Source organism: Blastococcus carthaginiensis, from assembly GCF_030731085.1.
Classification (GTDB): Bacteria; Actinomycetota; Actinomycetes; order Mycobacteriales; family Geodermatophilaceae; genus Blastococcus; species Blastococcus carthaginiensis.
This window is the reverse complement of the sequence record NZ_JASNFN010000003.1, coordinates 73,141-88,952: the sequence shown is the minus strand read 5'-3', so window position 1 is coordinate 88,952 and position 15,812 is coordinate 73,141. Positions and strand designations below refer to the sequence as shown.

At 74.2% G+C, this 15,812-nt stretch carries 16 protein-coding genes; 3 read left to right on the top strand and 13 right to left on the bottom strand.

From position 1 onward, the window contains the following. Positions 1-7: 7 nt before the first annotated feature. Positions 8-1,180: a glycoside hydrolase family 3 N-terminal domain-containing protein gene (locus QOZ88_RS04950; RefSeq protein WP_305998683.1), complete on the bottom strand. Its 1,173-nt coding sequence runs from the start codon at positions 1,178-1,180 to the stop codon at positions 8-10. A gap of 225 nt (positions 1,181-1,405) precedes the next feature. On the opposite strand from QOZ88_RS04950, the gene QOZ88_RS04945 reads away from it, so the two are divergent. Beyond that, on the top strand, positions 1,406-1,789 hold the full coding sequence (locus QOZ88_RS04945; RefSeq protein WP_091933915.1) for a hypothetical protein: 384 nt from the start codon (positions 1,406-1,408) through the stop codon (positions 1,787-1,789). Positions 1,790-1,792: 3 nt separating this feature from the next. On the opposite strand, the gene QOZ88_RS04940 is transcribed toward QOZ88_RS04945, so the two are convergent. The 6 genes from QOZ88_RS04940 to QOZ88_RS04915 form a co-directional block, all read right to left on the bottom strand. Further along, positions 1,793-2,476: a TSUP family transporter gene (locus QOZ88_RS04940; protein WP_305998682.1), complete on the bottom strand. Its 684-nt coding sequence runs from the start codon at positions 2,474-2,476 to the stop codon at positions 1,793-1,795. Between the two features lie 50 nt (positions 2,477-2,526). Then, the gene (locus tag QOZ88_RS04935; protein WP_305998681.1) at positions 2,527-2,961 is read right to left on the bottom strand and encodes a hypothetical protein; all 435 of its coding nucleotides are present in this window, start codon (positions 2,959-2,961) and stop codon (positions 2,527-2,529) included. Next, entirely contained in the window at positions 2,907-3,509 is a 603-nt protein-coding gene (locus tag QOZ88_RS04930) for an ANTAR domain-containing protein (RefSeq protein ID WP_305998680.1), read from the bottom strand. The genes QOZ88_RS04935 and QOZ88_RS04930 overlap by 55 nt, the downstream gene beginning before the upstream one ends. A 211-nt stretch (positions 3,510-3,720) precedes the next feature. Then, positions 3,721-4,578 (bottom strand): MEDS domain-containing protein, encoded by an 858-nt coding sequence (locus QOZ88_RS04925; RefSeq protein WP_305998679.1) that lies wholly within the window; start codon positions 4,576-4,578, stop codon positions 3,721-3,723. Between the two features lie 46 nt (positions 4,579-4,624). Then, complete coding sequence (gene pntB / locus QOZ88_RS04920) at positions 4,625-6,031, bottom strand: Re/Si-specific NAD(P)(+) transhydrogenase subunit beta (RefSeq protein ID WP_305998678.1); 1,407 nt, start codon at positions 6,029-6,031, stop codon at positions 4,625-4,627. Next, entirely contained in the window at positions 6,028-7,596 is a 1,569-nt protein-coding gene (locus tag QOZ88_RS04915) for a Re/Si-specific NAD(P)(+) transhydrogenase subunit alpha (protein ID WP_305998677.1), read from the bottom strand. Before QOZ88_RS04915 ends, pntB begins: the two co-directional genes overlap by 4 nt. A 162-nt stretch (positions 7,597-7,758) precedes the next feature. Here QOZ88_RS04915 and QOZ88_RS04910 point away from each other — a divergent pair, with 162 nt between their 5' ends. Together QOZ88_RS04910 and QOZ88_RS04905 are read left to right on the top strand one after the other, a co-directional pair. Continuing rightward, a complete protein-coding gene (locus QOZ88_RS04910) occupies positions 7,759-8,157 on the top strand; it encodes an EAL domain-containing protein (RefSeq protein WP_305998676.1) in 399 nt (132 codons plus the stop codon). Further along, a complete protein-coding gene (locus tag QOZ88_RS04905; RefSeq protein WP_305998675.1) occupies positions 8,154-8,990 on the top strand; it encodes an HDOD domain-containing protein in 837 nt (278 codons plus the stop codon). Before QOZ88_RS04910 ends, QOZ88_RS04905 begins: the two co-directional genes overlap by 4 nt. Positions 8,991-9,123: 133 nt before the next feature. Here QOZ88_RS04905 and QOZ88_RS04900 read toward each other — a convergent pair whose 3' ends face one another. From QOZ88_RS04900 to QOZ88_RS04875, 6 genes are all read right to left on the bottom strand, one after another. Then, positions 9,124-10,272, bottom strand: coding sequence for an acyl-CoA dehydrogenase family protein (locus QOZ88_RS04900; protein ID WP_305998674.1), 1,149 nt, complete (start codon positions 10,270-10,272; stop codon positions 9,124-9,126). 6 nt (positions 10,273-10,278) lie between these two features. Continuing rightward, complete coding sequence (locus QOZ88_RS04895; RefSeq protein WP_305998673.1) at positions 10,279-11,454, bottom strand: acyl-CoA dehydrogenase family protein; 1,176 nt, start codon at positions 11,452-11,454, stop codon at positions 10,279-10,281. Positions 11,455-11,626: 172 nt separating this feature from the next. After that, positions 11,627-13,249, bottom strand: a complete 1,623-nt coding sequence (locus QOZ88_RS04890) for a carboxylesterase/lipase family protein (protein ID WP_305998672.1) — start codon at positions 13,247-13,249, stop codon at positions 11,627-11,629. 278 nt (positions 13,250-13,527) lie between these two features. Beyond that, positions 13,528-13,770 carry a hypothetical protein gene (locus QOZ88_RS04885; RefSeq protein ID WP_305998671.1) on the bottom strand — a complete coding sequence of 81 codons (243 nt, stop codon included), beginning with the start codon at positions 13,768-13,770 and terminating at the stop codon, positions 13,528-13,530. A 39-nt stretch (positions 13,771-13,809) separates the two neighbouring features. Next, positions 13,810-14,976 (bottom strand): 4-hydroxybenzoate 3-monooxygenase, encoded by a 1,167-nt coding sequence (locus QOZ88_RS04880; RefSeq protein ID WP_305998670.1) that lies wholly within the window; start codon positions 14,974-14,976, stop codon positions 13,810-13,812. Positions 14,977-15,027: 51 nt separating this feature from the next. Next, entirely contained in the window at positions 15,028-15,804 is a 777-nt protein-coding gene (locus QOZ88_RS04875) for an IclR family transcriptional regulator (RefSeq protein WP_305998669.1), read from the bottom strand. Between the last annotated feature and the right edge of the window lie 8 nt (positions 15,805-15,812).

Below are 15,812 nucleotides of genomic sequence, written 5' to 3'. Positions count from 1 at the left end.
GAAGGGGTCACCCGAGCAGCCCGGCCTCGGCCTTGGCGGTGAGCGCGGTGCGGACGGCGGCGTCGACGACGTCGGCGAAGCCGGGATCGGCCTCGGCCCGAGCCAGCACCGCCTCGACCATCTCGGGCACCAGGTCGCCGTCGCAGCTGAGCACCAGCGTGCCGCCGGCGGCGAGGAACCGGGTGGCCCGCTGGCCGACGGGGAGATCCCGGACCGCCGCGGCGTTGGCCAGGTCGTCGGAGATCACCACGCCGTCGAAGCCGAGCCGGTCGCGCAGCAGGTCGGTGACCACCGTGCGGGAGAAGGCCGCCTGGTTCTCCGGGTCGATCCGCGGATAGGTCGCCGACGACGTCATCACGAACCCGTCGGCCGACGTCCGGGCGAGCGCCTCGGCGAAGGCGGTGACCTGCTCGCCGCCGGCGTCGGTGACCGGGTCGACGACGCCGGCGCTCGTGTCGGTGTTGCCCTGCACCAGCCCGAGCCCCGGGAACTGCTTGAAGGTCGGCACCACGCCGTGCGCGGCGAGGCCGTCGGCGACGGTGGCGGCGTCCTCGGCCACCTCGGGCCCGGTGCCGGCGTACTGGCGGCCGAAGGCGCCGATCGGCTCGTTGCCCTCCTCGGTGCCGGCCGGGACGACGTCGGCGACCGGCGCGAGGTTCAGGTTCACCCCGGCCGAGCTCAGATCCTGCCCCAGGCCGTCGGCGAGGCCGGCGAGCCGCTCGGCGGGCAGCGCGCCCTGCTCGGCGGCGGTGGGGAGCCGCTCGAACCCCTCGCCCTTCAGCGTCTGCACCGCGCCGCCCTCCTGGTCGGCCGCGATCCACAACCCCGGCCCGGGGGCGTGCTCCTGCCAGCGCGCGGTCGTCGCGGCCAGCCCGGTGGCCGGGGCGGTGCTCCGGCCGGCGAGGAACACGCCGCCCACCCCCTGGGCCACGAGCGCCTCGGCGTCGCCGAGGTCGTCCAGCGCGACGCTCGCGACGAACAGCTGGGCGACCTCCGCCCGCCGGTCGAGCCCGGCCAGGGCGGCGTCGACGGCGGCCGCGGGGTCGTCCGGCACCGTGCGGTCAGGGGCGGCTTCGGCGGTGGCCGAGGCCGGGCGGACGGCGATCGGGGTGCTGCAGCCGGCCAGCACCGTGCAGAGCGCGACGGAGGTGAGGGCCGGCAGGATGCCGCGGAGGTGCACGGGTCTCCCAGGGGTTCGGGGTCGGTCCGCGGGCCAGCTTCCGCGGGGCGGCGCCCCTGTCCGTGCTCCGACGCGTGGTGGGCACCCCTCCCGTCCCACCGGGCCCCGGCGCACCGGCCGCACCGGCCGCGCGGCCCGGGAACGCCCGGGCGAGCCGCCGCGGCGCGCTCGCGGCGGAGTGCCCGCGCTGCCTAAGGTCGGTGCAGCAGCGACGGAGGGGGAGCGATGACCGAGGCCGGTGACGACGACCGGACCACCCCGCAGGGCGGGTTCGTGGGCCGGTCGATCGACGAGTTCGTGAGCCAGCTGCGGTTCTTCAGCGACCGCGCCCGCGGTCTCGCGGGCAGCGCGACGTCCCGGCTCCCGCTGCCCGCCCTGCCCAGCCCGCCCGGCGCGATGTCCGCCGCCCAACTCCGCGCGATCAAGGAGATGGTGACCGCGCAGCGCAGTTCGATCGCGGCGATGCGGGCCCAGCTGGACGCCTTCGACCAGCAGCTCGCCGTCTTCGAGCGGATCCTCGACCCGCTGGTCGAGTGGAGCGGGACGTGGGCGCGGCTGGAGGAGGCCGTTGGCGACATCGTCCGCCGGGAGCCCCCCGCCGAGCAGTGACGGTCAGCCCGCCAGCGACCTGACGAGCAGCGCCGCCCCGGAGAGCAGGCACAGCACCAGGGCGGCGCGGCGCATGGCCGCCAGCGCCAGCCGGCGGCGCAGCGGTCCCGCGAGCAGGAAGCCGACCAGCACGAAGGGCACCAGCCCCGCCCCGGCGGCCAGCCCGCCGCCGGTGAGCTCGCCCCCGGCCAGCAGGACGCCCAGGGAGAGCAGCGTCGTCCCGACGAAGAACACCGACAGGTTCGCCCGCTGGGCGGCCGGTGTGGGCGCCCGGTAGGTGACCACGAGGGGCGGGCCCGGCGTCGCCGCGACCGTCGACAGCGTGCCGGCGGCGAACCCGGCGACGGCGAGCGCCCGCCGCCCGCCCGGCAGCCGCACCCCGGCGAGCGCCGCACCGCAGGCCAGCAGCACCACGAGGGCGACCGTTATGCCCAACAAACGACCGTTAATCACCTGCAACAGCAGCAGACCTGCGACGACGCCCGGGACCGACGCCAGCACCGCGCCGCGCATGGCCGTGAGCTCCAGTGCGGCACGCTCCCGCCACACCACCGGCAGCAGCGCGGCGAGCGTGCCCACCAGCAGGGGGCCGGGCACCAGTGCAGGCTGCACGAGCAGCACCAGCGGACCGGCGAGCAGGCCGAAACCCATGCCGGTCGCCGTCTGGACGACCGAGGCCAGCAGCACCGCCAGGCCGCAGACCAGCAGCGCGACCGGGTCGGTGGTCAGCTCCCCGGTCAGTAGCCGTCGTCCTCGTCCCCGGGGGGACGGCGGCGCAGCAGGCCGGTCACCGAGCCCATGCGGGTCTGGGCCTGGCGCAGGCCGTGGATCAGCGGCATCAGGTCGTCGTGGATGCGGCGCAACGTCTCCGGCACGGTGTCGACGGCGGGGTCGTCCAGCACCCGCCCGACCCGCTCGATGCCCGGGCGCAGGGCCCGCACCGGCTCCTCGAGCTCCTCGACCAGGCCCTCCAGCCGCTCGGCCATCCGCTGGGCGGACGCGATGGTCTCCCGGGCGGCGGTGGTGGCGGCGGTGAGCTCCCGGACCGTGCCGTTGAGGTCGGCCAGCGTCCGGGGGAGCTGGGACAGCGCCTCCGTCTGCGTCTGGAGCAGCGCGATCAGCTCGCCGAGCCCGGGGATGCGGGGGATGCCGAGCCCGCGGAAGGGATCCACCTGGAAACCGTGTGCGACCGGCGCCGCGGGCGCAACTCCTCGGGGCGCGGCGGTGAGGATGGCCGTAGCTGCCCGGTCAGCACGAACCGCGCGGCGACGTCCCGCAGCTTGGTGTTGCTCTCCATCGACACGCGGGCCAGCAGCTGGAACGCCTGGTCGGCGGTGAGCTTCTGCCGCTCCATGAGGATGCCCTTGGCCTGGTCGATGACGGCCCGGTGCTCCAGGGCGGCCTGCAGGTGCTCGGCCCGCTCCACGGCGGTCTCGTACAGGTACATGTTGGACACCGGGCCGACGGCGTAGGCGGCGAGCCGGGAGACCAGGGAACGGGTGCGGTCGTCGGCGACCGGGAAGTCCCGGGCGTAGACGTTCATCGACCCGGAGACCAGCTCCTGCACCGGCAGCGGGTAGGACAGCGTGCCCCCGCACCCCCGCGCGGCCGCCTCGAGGCAGGGGCCGGTGCCCAGGCGGTAGAGCAGCTCGTCCAGCTCCACGGCCAGTTCCCCGCTGGCGGCCACCGTGCTGGGGCGGCCGTCGCCGAGGATCGTCACCGAGGCCACCGGGCCGGCGGTCAGAGGAGGGCTCCCGCCTTGTTGCAGGACGCCCTCGGCGCCGGGCCCAGGAGGCCCGGCCGCGCGCCGGCCGCGCGCCGGCTGCGTGACGCGTGTGCAGCGGTGCTCAATACAGCCACCGGCCAGGGCCGATCCCGGGCGGCGTGCGACGTCGGCGCGGGCCCGGCCGCAGCAGGGAGGCGGGGCGGGGTCAGTCGGCGGTGGTGAAGGCGACGGGTGCCCACCGGTCGAGCCCCAGCAGCGGCCACGCCCGCCGCACCAGCGGCGGGGCGTCGCGCAGCTCCACCCGCACCCCCGTGCCGGCGAGCGTCCGGAGCCAGCGGGCGATCGCCCGGCAGCCGGCGACGTCGGCGAACCCGAGGCCGGAGAGCTCCGGTGTGCAGGTGCCGCCCTCGACCGGCGAGGTGGCCAGGACCCGGGCGAGCCGCTCCGCACCCACCGAGTCGACGTCGCCGACCAGGGCGACCCGGTGCCGGTCGAAGTACACCTGGAAGGCGGGGGGAGGGCCGGGCGCGTGGACCTGCGGGTGCACGGCGGTCACCGCGTCCAGGGCCGCTGCCGGCAGGGCGCCGTCGTAGAGGCACATCGCCGACATGCCGGGCCCGCGGGCGATGTACTCGTCGGCCACGTGCTCCCACCGGGCCAGCTCCGCCCGGGCGCCGGGATCCTCGGCCAGCCCGCTGACGTCGGCGAGCACGCGCAGCCCGCGGTAGCCCTCCGCCCGGGCATCCCGGGTCGCCCGGGCGTAGAAGGCGCGCTGCTGCTCGGCGCTGAACGCCCCGGTGGCGGCGTAGGCATCTTCCAGCGAGAGCAGCTGCAGGGTGCCGGCGGCGGCGAGCGCCGCGACGTCACCGAGGGACGCGCCGCCACGGCGGACGGCCGCCACGACCCGGTCGCCCACGCCCAGCAGGCGTTCCCCGCGGTCCAGCCCGCCGCGGGCGAACGCCAGCACCGCGGCGTCCAGCTCCTCCTCGCCGCGGAACACCCAGCAGACGTGGTCGCGCGCCCGGGGCGGAGGCACCTCCCGCACCGGCCCGTGAACGCGCATGTGCTCACGGTAAGGCTCCCGCCGCGGTGGGACAGCCGGGCGGAGGTCACAGCGCCTTCAGGATGTCCTCCACCCGCTCCCGGGCGTCGCCGAAGAGCATGCGGCTGTTCTCCCGGAAGAAGAGGGGGTTCTGCACGCCGGCGTACCCGGTGTTCATGGAGCGCTTGAACACCACCACGTGCTCGGCCTCCCACACCCGGAGCACCGGCATGCCGGCGATCGGGCTGGTGGGGTCGTCGGTGGCAGCGGGGTTGACCGTGTCGTTGGCGCCGATGACCAGGACGACCGACGTGCCGGCGAGGTCGTCGTTGATCTCGTCCATCTCCAGGACCACGTCGTACGGAACCTTGGCCTCGGCCAGCAGCACGTTCATGTGCCCGGGCAGGCGCCCGGCGACCGGGTGGATGCCGAACCGTACGTCGACGTCGTGCGCGCGCAGCTTGCGGGTGAGCTCGGCGACGGCGCTCTGCGCCTGCGCGACCGCCATGCCGTAGCCGGGGGTGATGACCACCGATTTCGCGTCCCGCAGCAGTTCGGCGGTCTCCTCGGCGGTGATCTCGGTGTGCTCGCCGTAGTCCACGTCGGACGACGCCGCGGCGCCCTCGTTGCCGAACCCGCCGGCGATCACCGAGAGGAACGAGCGGTTCATCGCCTTGCACATGATGTAGGAGAGGTAGGCACCGGACGAGCCGACCAGGGCGCCGGTGATGATCAGCAGGTCGTTGCCCAGGAGGAAGCCCGACGCGGCGGCGGCCCAGCCCGAGTAGCTGTTGAGCATCGAGACGACGACGGGCATGTCGCCGCCGCCGATCGAGGCCACCAGGTGCCAGCCCAGCGCCAGGGCCAGCACCGTGACGACCGAGAGCACGAGCAGGTTCGGCGCGGCCACGAACATGACGGTCAGGACGGCGAACAGCGCCAGGGCGCCCAGGTTGAGCCAGTTGCGCCCCGGCAGCACCAGCGGGTTGCTCTTGATCCGGGCCGAGAGCTTGAGGAAGGCGACGATCGAGCCGGTGAACGTGACCGCGCCGATGAAGACGCCGACCACCACCTCGCCGGAGTGGATGCCGGCCTCGGCGCCGGTGAGCGTCGAGCCGCCGTCGGCACCCTCGACGGAGAGGTAGCCGTTCCAGCCCACGAGCACCGCGGCCAGGCCGACGAAGCTGTGCAGCAGCGCGATGAGCTCGGGCATGCCGGTCATCTCGACCACACGCGCCCGCCACAGGCCGATGGCCGCGCCGATGACCACCGCGAGGACGAGCAGGGTGAGCCCCACGGCCGAGATGTCCCGCGTGGCCAGGCCGACTGTGGCGGCCAGCGCGATCGCCATGCCCGCGATGCCGTAGGCGTTCCCGGCCTTGGCCGTCTCGTGCCTCGACAGCCCGGCCAGGCTCAGGATGAACAGCAGGGCGGCGACGATGTAGGCCGCGGCCGCGGCGGTGGTGGCGGTCATCGGACGGCGCTCTCCGGGCTCGGGCCGCGGGAGAACATGCCCAGCATGCGGCGGGTGACGGCGAAGCCGCCGAAGACGTTGATGCTGGCCACGAGCGTGGCGACGAACGCCAGCGCGCGCACCACGCCGTCGTCGCTGCCGAGCTGCAGCAGCGCGCCGACGACGATGATCCCGGAGATGGCGTTGGTGACGCTCATCAGCGGCGTGTGCAGGGCGTGGTGCACCTTCCCGATCACGTAGAAGCCGACGACGACGGCGAGCGCGAACACCGTGAGGTGCCCGAGGAGCTCGTCGGGGGAGAAGGCGGCGACCAGGAAGAGCAGGGCGGCGCCGAGCCCCACCAGGGCGAACCGGCGTCCGGGCGCGGGCGTCCGCTGCGGAACGGCGGGGGTGCCCGCCGTCGCCCCCGCGGGAGGAGCGGCCGGCGGCGGTGCCGCCGAGACCTGCACGGGTGGCGGGGGCCAGGTCAGCTCGCCCTCGCGGACCACCGTGATGCCCCGCTGCACGACGTCGTCGAGGTCCAGGACGAGCCGGCCGTCCTTGCCGGGCGTCAGCAGCTTGAGCAGGTTGACCAGGTTGGTGCCGTAGAGCTGCGAGGCCTGCGCCGGGAGCCGGGCGGGCAGATCGGTGTACCCGATGATGGTGACGCCGTCGGGGGTCACGACCACCTCGTCGGCCACCGAGCCGGCCACGTTCCCGCCCTGCGCGGCGGCCATGTCGACGATCACCGACCCGGAGCGCATCGAGGCCACCATCTCCTCGGTGAGCAGCCGCGGCGCCGGCCGGCCGGGGATCAGCGCCGTGGTGATGACGATGTCGACGTCCCGGGCCTGCTCGGCGTACATCTGCGCGGCCCGCCGGTTGAAGTCCTCGCCCATCTCGCGGGCGTAGCCGTCGCTGCTGACCTCCTGCTCCCCGGCGGGGACGGCGACGTACTCGCCGCCCAGGGAACGCACCTGCTCGGCCACCTCGGGGCGGACGTCGGTGGCTCGCACGATGGCGCCCAGGCTGGACGCGGTGCCGATCGCGGCCAGCCCGGCCACCCCCGCACCGGCGACGAGCACCTTGGCCGGCGGCACCTTGCCCGCCGCCGTCACCTGGCCGGTGAAGAACCGGCCGAACACGTTGGCCGCCTCGACGACCGCCCGGTACCCGGCGATGTTGGCCATCGAGGACAGCACGTCCATCGACTGCGCCCGCGAGATGCGGGGGACGGCGTCCATGGCCAGCACGGTGATCGGGCGGGCGGCGAGCGCCTCGACCAGCTCGGGGTTCAGCGTGGGGGAGAGGAGGCTGATCAGCGTCGCGCCGTCGGCCAGCCGCCCGATCTCGTCGCGGGCGGGGGCGTTCACCCGCAGCACGACCTCGGCCGCCCACGCCTCGGCCGCCGCGTCGATCCGCGCCCCGGCAGCCACGTAGGCGTCGTCGGGGAAGCTGGCCGCCGTCCCGGCGCCGGTCTCCACCACGACGCCGTAGCCCAGCTGCACCAGCTGCGTGACCGTCGCCGGTGTCGCCGCCACCCGGGTCTCGCGGGGCCGCGTCTCGCGCGGGACTCCGATCTGCATCGTGGCGCTCCGTTCCTCGGTGGGCAGGCCTGGTCGCCTGACCCCGGTGGTGGGGTCGTTCGCGGTGCTCGGTGGGTTGGACGGATCTTGCCTGCTAACGCACGGTCGCGGTGCGTGGCTGCGCAATTGTGAGGCACGGCACGCCGGGGCCGGATCGCCGCGTTGGAGATCACCGAGTCGGCGCTGATGAAGGACCCCGACTCCGCCCGCGCGGTCCTCCACGAACTGCGCGACCTCGGCGTCGAGCTGGCGATCGACGACTTCGGCACCGGCTACTCGTCGCTGGCCTACCTGCGGCACCTGCCCGTGGACTGCCTGAAGGTGGACCGGTCGTTCGTCGCGGAGCTGGCGCACGGGCACACCGAGATCGCCTCCGGCGTCATCGCGTTGGCCCGCAGCCTCAACCTGAGCACCGTCGCCGAGGGCGTCGAGACCGCCGAGCAGGCCGCGGAGCTCGGCCGGCTGGGCGCCACCTACCTGCAGGGGTTCAGCCTCAGCCCGCCGATGACCGGGGCGGACGCCGCCGCCTGGTTCGCGTCCCACGGAGAGTGCACCCGATGACCGTCACCCCGCTCCCGTCCCGCGGCGAGGCGGCCCCCGTCTTCGACCTGGAGAAGGTCCTCGCGGGCATCGACACGATGGCGGCCCAGCGCCCGGTCGCGGCGCAGATCGTCTCGGTGGCGAACTCCGACGACACCAGCGCCAAGGTGCTGTCCCGGATCCTCGCCTCCGACGTCGCCCTCGCCGGCCGGGTGATGAAGCTGGCCAACTCGGCCTACTTCGGCATGCGCGGGCGGGTCACCTCCCTGCAGTTCGCGGTCACGGTCGTCGGCTTCACCACGGTCCGGACGATGGCGACCGTCGCGCTCACCGAGCTCGACGACGAGTCCCGGCTGCCGGAGGACTTCTGGGACGTGACCACCTGCCTGGCCCTGGCGTCCTCCACGCTGGCGCCGCGCTTCGGGGAGCGGTCGCAGGACGCGCTCTGCGTGGGGCTGCTCGCCCAGATGGGTGCGGCGCTGCTGCACCACGACGACCCCGAGGGCTACGAGGCGCTGGTGGCCGAGCACCCGGACTTCGCCCAGCGGCGCACCGCCGAGCTGCACCGCTACGGCGTCAACAGCGTGCGGCTGACCGCCGTCGCGCTGGAGCAGTGGGGCTTCCCGCACACCATGACCAACCGGCTCAACCAGGTCGACGACGCCACCTCGGTGGAGGGCGGGCTGCTCCGCGCGGCCTTCGAGGTCGCCGCCCGGCTGACCGTCGAGGACCACGAGGCGGTGCCGATCGCCCGGCTCTCCTGCGGTCAGCTGCGCGAGGACGACGTGGTGCCGGTGCTGGACCAGGTCCGGGCCGACGCCGACGAGCTCCGCCGGGCGATGCTCGGCGACTGAGGGCCGCTCGACGGTGTGCGCCGGTGCGCACGTCCACCGCCAGAATCTGCTCGGCAGCGCTCACCGTCGGCCCGGGCGCGACGGAGCCCCGCCCCTCGGGGTCGAGGGGCGGGGCTCCGTGGCGGGGTGCCGCTCAGACGGCGTAGGGCGCGCCCAGCGGGTCGATGGTCGCCCGCTCGCCTACCGTGCGGGCCAGCCGCGCGACGGCGAAGTCGCCGTCACCGAGCAGGTGGTCGATGGCGGTGAGCCGGCTGGTGTAGTGCCCGACGGAGTACTCCGCGGTCACGCCGATGCCACCGTGCAGCTGGATGGCCTCCTTGCCGATGTGCCGGCCGGCGCGGCTGGTCTGCAGCCGGGCCCGGTCGGCGGCGGAGACGACGTCGCCACCGGCGTCCTGCACCATCGAGGCCCACAGCGCGGCGCTCCGGGCCAGCTCCAGGGACACGTACATGTCCGCGGCGCGGAAGGTGAGCGCCTGGAACCGGTTCAGGGTGACGCCGAACTGCTTGCGGGTCTTGAGGTACTCCGCGGTGGTGCGCAGCGCGGTGTCCATCGCGCCGATCGCCTCGTGGCTGTAGGCGATCCGGGCCTCGGCCAGCGCCCGCTCGACGGCGGCGGTCTGGTCCCCGCCGGTGCCCAGCAGGGTCGCGGGGGTGCCGTCGAAGCGGACGTTGGCCGCCCGGGTGCCGTCGTGCGTGCGGTAGCCGGTGCGGGTCAGGCCCCCGGCGTCGCCCTGCACGAGGAAGAGCCCGGTCCCGCCGTCGACCACGGCGGAGACCACGAGGACGTCGGCGCGGGCGCCCGTGGGCACCGGCTCCTTGGCGCCGCTGAGGGTCCAGCCGTCGCCGGACTGCGTGGCGCTGACCGCCGAGGCGGAGGCGCTCCACCGGGTGCCGGTCTCCGCGTGGGCGAACGCCGGCACGGTGGCGCCCTCGGCGATGGCCCCGAGGAGCTCGCCCTTCTGCTCGTCCGTGCCGACGGCGGCGATCAGGCCGCCGGCGAGGACGACGGCCTCGATGAACGGCTCGGGGGCGATGACCCGGCCGATCTCCTCGGCGACGATCGCCACCTCGATCGGCCCGGCGCCCATGCCGCCGTGCTCCTCGGCGAAGGGCAGCCCGAGCAGCCCCATCTCGGCCAGGCGGGCCCAGGTCTTCTCGTCGAAGCCCGGGTCGTTGGCGACGACCTTCCGGCGCTGCTCGCTGTCGGAGTAGGCGCGCGCCAGCAGGCCGCGCACGGCCTCCCGCAGGTCGTTCTGCTCGCTGTCGAAGGTGAAGTCCACGTCAGATCACAGCCCCAGGATCGTGCCGGCGATGATGGTGCGCTGAACCTCGTTGGAGCCTCCGTAGATGGAGACCTTCCGGTAGTTCAGGTAGTGCGGGGTCGCGACGCGCGCCCAGTCCGGCACGTCGGAACCCTCCTCGGCGAAGGAGGCGAGCGACAGCGGGCCGGCGATGTCGACCAGCAGCTCGGTGGCGGCCTGCTGCAGCTCCGAGCCCTTCAGCTTGAGCACCGAGGACGCCGGGTGCGGCTTTCCGTCGGCGGAGTTCGCGACCACGCGCAGCGCGGTGAGCTCGAGGGCCACCAGCTCGTTCTCCACCTCGGCGATCCGCCGGGCCATGAACGGGTCCTCCAGCAGGGGGCGGCCGTCGACGGTGATCTCGCGGGCGTAGTCCTTCGCCTGGGCGAGCATCTTCTTGGTCGCACCCACGCGGGCGATGCCCACGCGCTCGTTGCCCAGCAGGAACTTGGCGTAGTCCCAGCCGCGGTTCTCCTCGCCGATGAGGTTCTCGGCGGGGACGCGGACGTCCTCGAAGAACACCTCGTTGACCTCGAAGCCGCCGTCGATGAGCTCGATGGGGCGCAGCGTCACGCCGGGGGTGTCCATCGGGAAGACCAGCATCGAGATGCCGCGCTGCTTCTTCTCCGCCGTCGGGTCGGTGCGGACCAGGCAGAAGATCCAGTCGGCGTGCTGGCCCAGGGTGGTCCAGGTCTTCTGGCCGTTGACCACCCAGTCGTCGCCGTCGCGGACGGCGGTGGTGCGCAGCGAGGCGAGGTCGGAGCCGGCGTCGGGCTCGGAGAAGCCCTGGCACCACCAGATGTCGAGGTTCGCCGTCTTGGCCAGGAAGCGCTCCTTCTGCTCCTGGTTGCCGAAGGCGGCGATGACCGGGCCGATCATGCTGGTGTTGAAGGCCAGCGGCTCGGGGACGCCGGCCAGCTGCATCTCCTCGCGCCAGATGTGGCGCTGCAGCGGCGACCAGTCCCGGCCACCCCACTCGACCGGCCAGTGGGGCACGGCCAGACCCGCGGCGTTGAGCGCGCGCTGGGCCTCGACGTACTCCTCCTTGGACACGTGCCGGTGGGCCGCGACCTTGTCGCGGATCTCCTTCGGCACCTGGGTCGTGAAGAAGGTCCGCATCTCCTCCCGGAAGGCCTCGAGCTCCGGGGACAGCTGCAACCGCATCGGTCCTCTTTCCTGACGGCGGCAGGTGCCGTCTCGACGTAGTGCCCCCGACGATCCCACACGGGCTACCGGTGGGTAGCGAGCGGCACCCGGGGGCGGCGTGCCGCTCGCGCGGACGGGCCCCGGGCAGCACGCGCTGCCCGGGGCCCGCCGCCGATCGGGTCGGCTCAGCTCAACTCAGCGTCGACCAGAACGCGCAGTCCGCCTCGGCGGCGACGTCGACCGGGCCGATGCCCCCGTCGGAGGCGATGTCCAGACCCTGGACGTCCTTCGAGGCGCGGTAGCGGGTCCAGGTCGGGACGTCGCGGCCGTTGGGGTTGCCGTGGGCCGCGAAGTTGGTCCAGTAGCGGACCATCGCCGTCGACAGCCGCTCCTGCTCGGCGTTCAGCCCGTCCCCGAACAGCCCCGGGAACAGGTAGGGCAGCTCGGTGGCGTGCTGGGCGTCCTCCGGGTAGGCCGGGTACGGGAAGTCCACCAGCGGGTCGGCCGTCTCGTCGCGGAACTGGTAGGCGAAGACGGGAGCCGGCGCCGGCGGGCGGGCGAGGGTGTCGTAGGCATCGACGTGCTCGCAGGTGGACAGCGCGCTGCCGGCGTCGCTGTTGACGGCGGCCAGGGCGCGCAACGGCGACGGGTAGGCGTCGGCCGGGTAACGCGCGAGCACCTCGTCGGCGTTGTCGCCGAAGACACCGGCGAGGACCGTCGTGTAGTCGGTCCCGGTGAAGCCGTCGGCGGCGAGCCGGGCGACGGTCGGGTCCAGCGGCGTGAACAGGGTGTTCTCGTCACTGAGGTTGCCGTGCATGACCGGCACCTTGGCGTGGTTCCCGGCGGCGATCGCCTCGGCCGGCTGCACCGGCAGGGCTGAGCCGCCGACGACGAAGGCGCCGCCCGGCCAGGCGTCGAGCAGCTGCTGCACCGGCGTGGCCCGCAGGCAGGCCGCGACGTCGGACGCGGCCGCGCAGCCGACGGTCTCGGCGACCCGGGCGCCCTTGGCCTCGGCCGTCTCCAGCGTGTCGTAGGGCGCGGTGCAGCTGTAGCTCTGCGCGATGGCGCGGTCGAACAGGCCCCGCGCGCTCGGCGAGGTGAGCTGGGCGCAGACCGCCGAGCCACCGGCCGACTCGCCGAAGATGGTCACCCGCCCGGGGTTGCCGCCGAAGGCGCGGATGTTGCGCTCCACCCAGCGCAGCGCGGCCTGCTGGTCGAGCAGCCCGGCGCTGCCGGAGGCGACGTCGCCGTTCTCGCGGGAGAGGTCCTCCTGCGCCATGAAGCCCAGCGGGCCGAGGCGGTAGTTGATCGTCACCACCACGACGTCACCCTCGAGCGCGAGCTTGCCGGCGTCGTACCGGTCGCCGCTGCCGGTCCGCCACGACCCACCGTGGATCCAGACCATCACCGGCAGGTTGCGCCGCGAGGTGTCCAGGCCCGAGGGGGTCGTGACGTTGAGGTAGAGGCAGTCCTCGTCCAGCGACGTGGTCGGGTTGCTGGCGCTGGGCTCCTGCGGGCAGGCGCTGCCGGGCGTGGTCGCGTCGAGCACGCCGTCCCAGGGCTGCGCCGGCGCGGGCGGGGCGAACCGGAGGTCGCCCACCGGCGGTGCGGCGAAGGGGATGCCCTCGAAGAGGCGGTAGCCGTCGGTCGCGGTGCCCTCGACCGCGCCCTCGGTGGTCTGGACGACCAGCGGGGCGCGATCGGGGGCGGCTCCGGCCACGGTGGCGGTGGCGAGGGCGCCGGCGGTCAGGACGGCGCCCAGCCCGAGCGCGAGCAACGACCTTCGGGCGGGACGTGGGGGAGTGGTGCGCACGTGACCTCCAGGGAGTGCCGGCCCGGCCCGGGGTGAGCTGGACCACAGCGTCTGAGACACTAACCCCACCTGTTGCATCGCGTGTGGCGGGGGTCACGTGCGACGGGATTCCGGCCCACCGGCCGCTGCCGGGGCCTGCGGTGGCCGGGTCGACCGTCTGTCCGGGGCGCCTCGGCGGGCTCGGTGATGATGAGGTGACCTGATCGCGGCGCGCCCTCCCTCATCGCACACCGCGAGGCAGGACGCGCTGCGGTGAGGGAGGACGGCGGTGGCGGTGGTCAGGCGCCGGGCAGCGGCCGGCTGGTCATCCGGTCGATCACCTCGAGCCAGGCGGCCCGGACGTCGCTGGGGTGGTCGCCGACGACGTCGAGGATGCGGATGTCGACGCCACGATCGCCGGCGACGACCGCCTCGAAGCCCAGGCGGGTCACCAGCACCTGGATCTCACCCGGGTCCAGGCCGGCGTCGACCAGGGGCTGGACCAGCCATGCCGTCTGCTGCTGCGGGGCGGTTGACTCCACGACCGGCATTCGCACGCAGGAGGCCGAACGGATGCACCCTCAGCCGACGGGTAGCCCGGTGTAGTTCTCGGCGAGCTCGCGGGCGGCCGCCTCCGAGGAGCAGATCCGCCGGAGCTGGGAGAGCTGCAGGTGGGCGTCGAAGTCGTCGCCGGAGGTGTGCAGCATCGAGGTCATGAACCAGGAGAAGTGGGTGCACCGCCAGACGCGGGCCAACGCCCGGTCGGAGTAGGTGTCGACCAGGTCGGTCCGCTTCTCGGTCAGCAGCCGCACCAGCGCCTGGGCCAGCAGCGTCACGTCGGCCACGGCGAGGTTGAGCCCCTTGGCGCCGGTCGGGGGCACGATGTGCGCGGCGTCGCCGGCGAGGAACAGCCGGCCGCGGCGCATCGGGCTGCTGACGAACGAGCGCATCGGCAGGATCGACTTGTCGGTGACCGGCCCGCGGTTGACCGACCAGCCCTCGAGCGCGAAGCGGGTGTCCAGGGCATCCCAGATCCGGTCGTCGGACCAGTCCTCGATCTTCTCGGCCGGGTCCACCTGCAGGTAGAGCCGCGACACCGTGGGGGAGCGCATGGAGTACAGCGCGAACCCCTCGGGGTGCCAGGCGTAGATCAGCTCGTCGGTGGCCGGTGCCGCGTCGGCCAGGATGCCGAGCCAGGCGTAGGGGTAGGTGCGCTCCCACGTCCGCCCGCCGGCGGCCTGTACCACGGGGCGTGAGACGCCGTGGAACCCGTCGGTGCCGGCGATCACGTCGCACTCGAGCACCTGGGCCGCGCCGTCGGCGTCGGTGAACCGCACGCGCGGGCTGTCGGAGTCGACGTCCTCCAGCGTCACGTCGGAGACCTCGAACAGCAGCGGCGGGCCGCCGTCCAGCTGCGCCTCGATCAGGTCCTTGGTGACCTCGGTCTGCCCGTAGACCCACACCGTGCGGCCGCAGAGCTCCGGGAAGTCCAGCTTGTGCCGCGTGCCCGGGTGCTGGAGGTAGATGCCGCGGTGCTCCAGGCCCTCGCGGTGCAGCCGATCGCCCAGCCCGGCGTCGGTCAGCGTGTCGACGGTGTGCTGCTCCAGGATCCCGGCCCGGATGCGCGCCTCGACGTACACCCGGGAGCGGTTCTCCAGCACGACCGAGTCGATGCCCTGCAGGGCGAGCAGCCGCGACAGCAGGAGGCCGGCGGGGCCGGCGCCGATGATCGCTACCTGGGTGCGCACGCCGTCGAGTGTGTCCCCCCGCCGGCGGCCGTGGATACCCGGCGCTTCCGGTCAGTGGAACTCCTGGGAGCGGGCCAGCTCCCGGCCGATGCCGCGGGCCGCCATCTCCATCGCCGGGACCAGGCGGGCGAGGTCCCGGCGGTGCGGCGGGACGACGATGCCCAACGCGGCGACGGCCAGCGGCCCGTTCACCCGCTCCACCTGGACCGGGACGGCGAGGGACGCGGCGCCCAGGGACATCTCCTGGCACGTGCGGGCGTAGCGCCGGCGCCGGATCTCGGTTAGCTCGCGCGCGAGCAGCGCCGGGTCGGTGACGGTGTGCCGGGTGACCGGGCGCAGCGCGGCCAGCACCTGGTCGACCACGTCGTCGGGGGCCGCGGCGAGCAGCACCTTGCCCACACCCGTGGCGTGCAGGGGGAGCCGGCTGCCGACCTGGCTGACCACCGGCACCGACTCCCGGCCCGAGACCCGGTCGACGTAGAGCGCGCTGAGCCCCTCGCGCACCGCGAGGTGCACGGTGTCGCGGATGGTCGTGTGCAGGTCGAGCAGGAACGGTGCGGCGACCTGGCGCAGCTCGAGCTGCACCGGGGCCAGCAGCCCGAGGTCCCACAGCTTGCGGCCGATCTCGTAGCGGCCGTCGGGACGGCGGATCAGCGCCCCCCAGCCGGTGAGCTCGCCCAGCAGCCGGTGGGCCGTGGTCAGCGGCGTGCCGGACCGCTCGGCGATCTCGGAGAGGGACAACCGCGGGGTGCCGCTGTCGAAGGCGTCGAGGATGCCCAGAGCGCGCGAGGTGACCGACCGCCCCGGTGCGGCGCTGCGACCGGCCATGCTGGGTG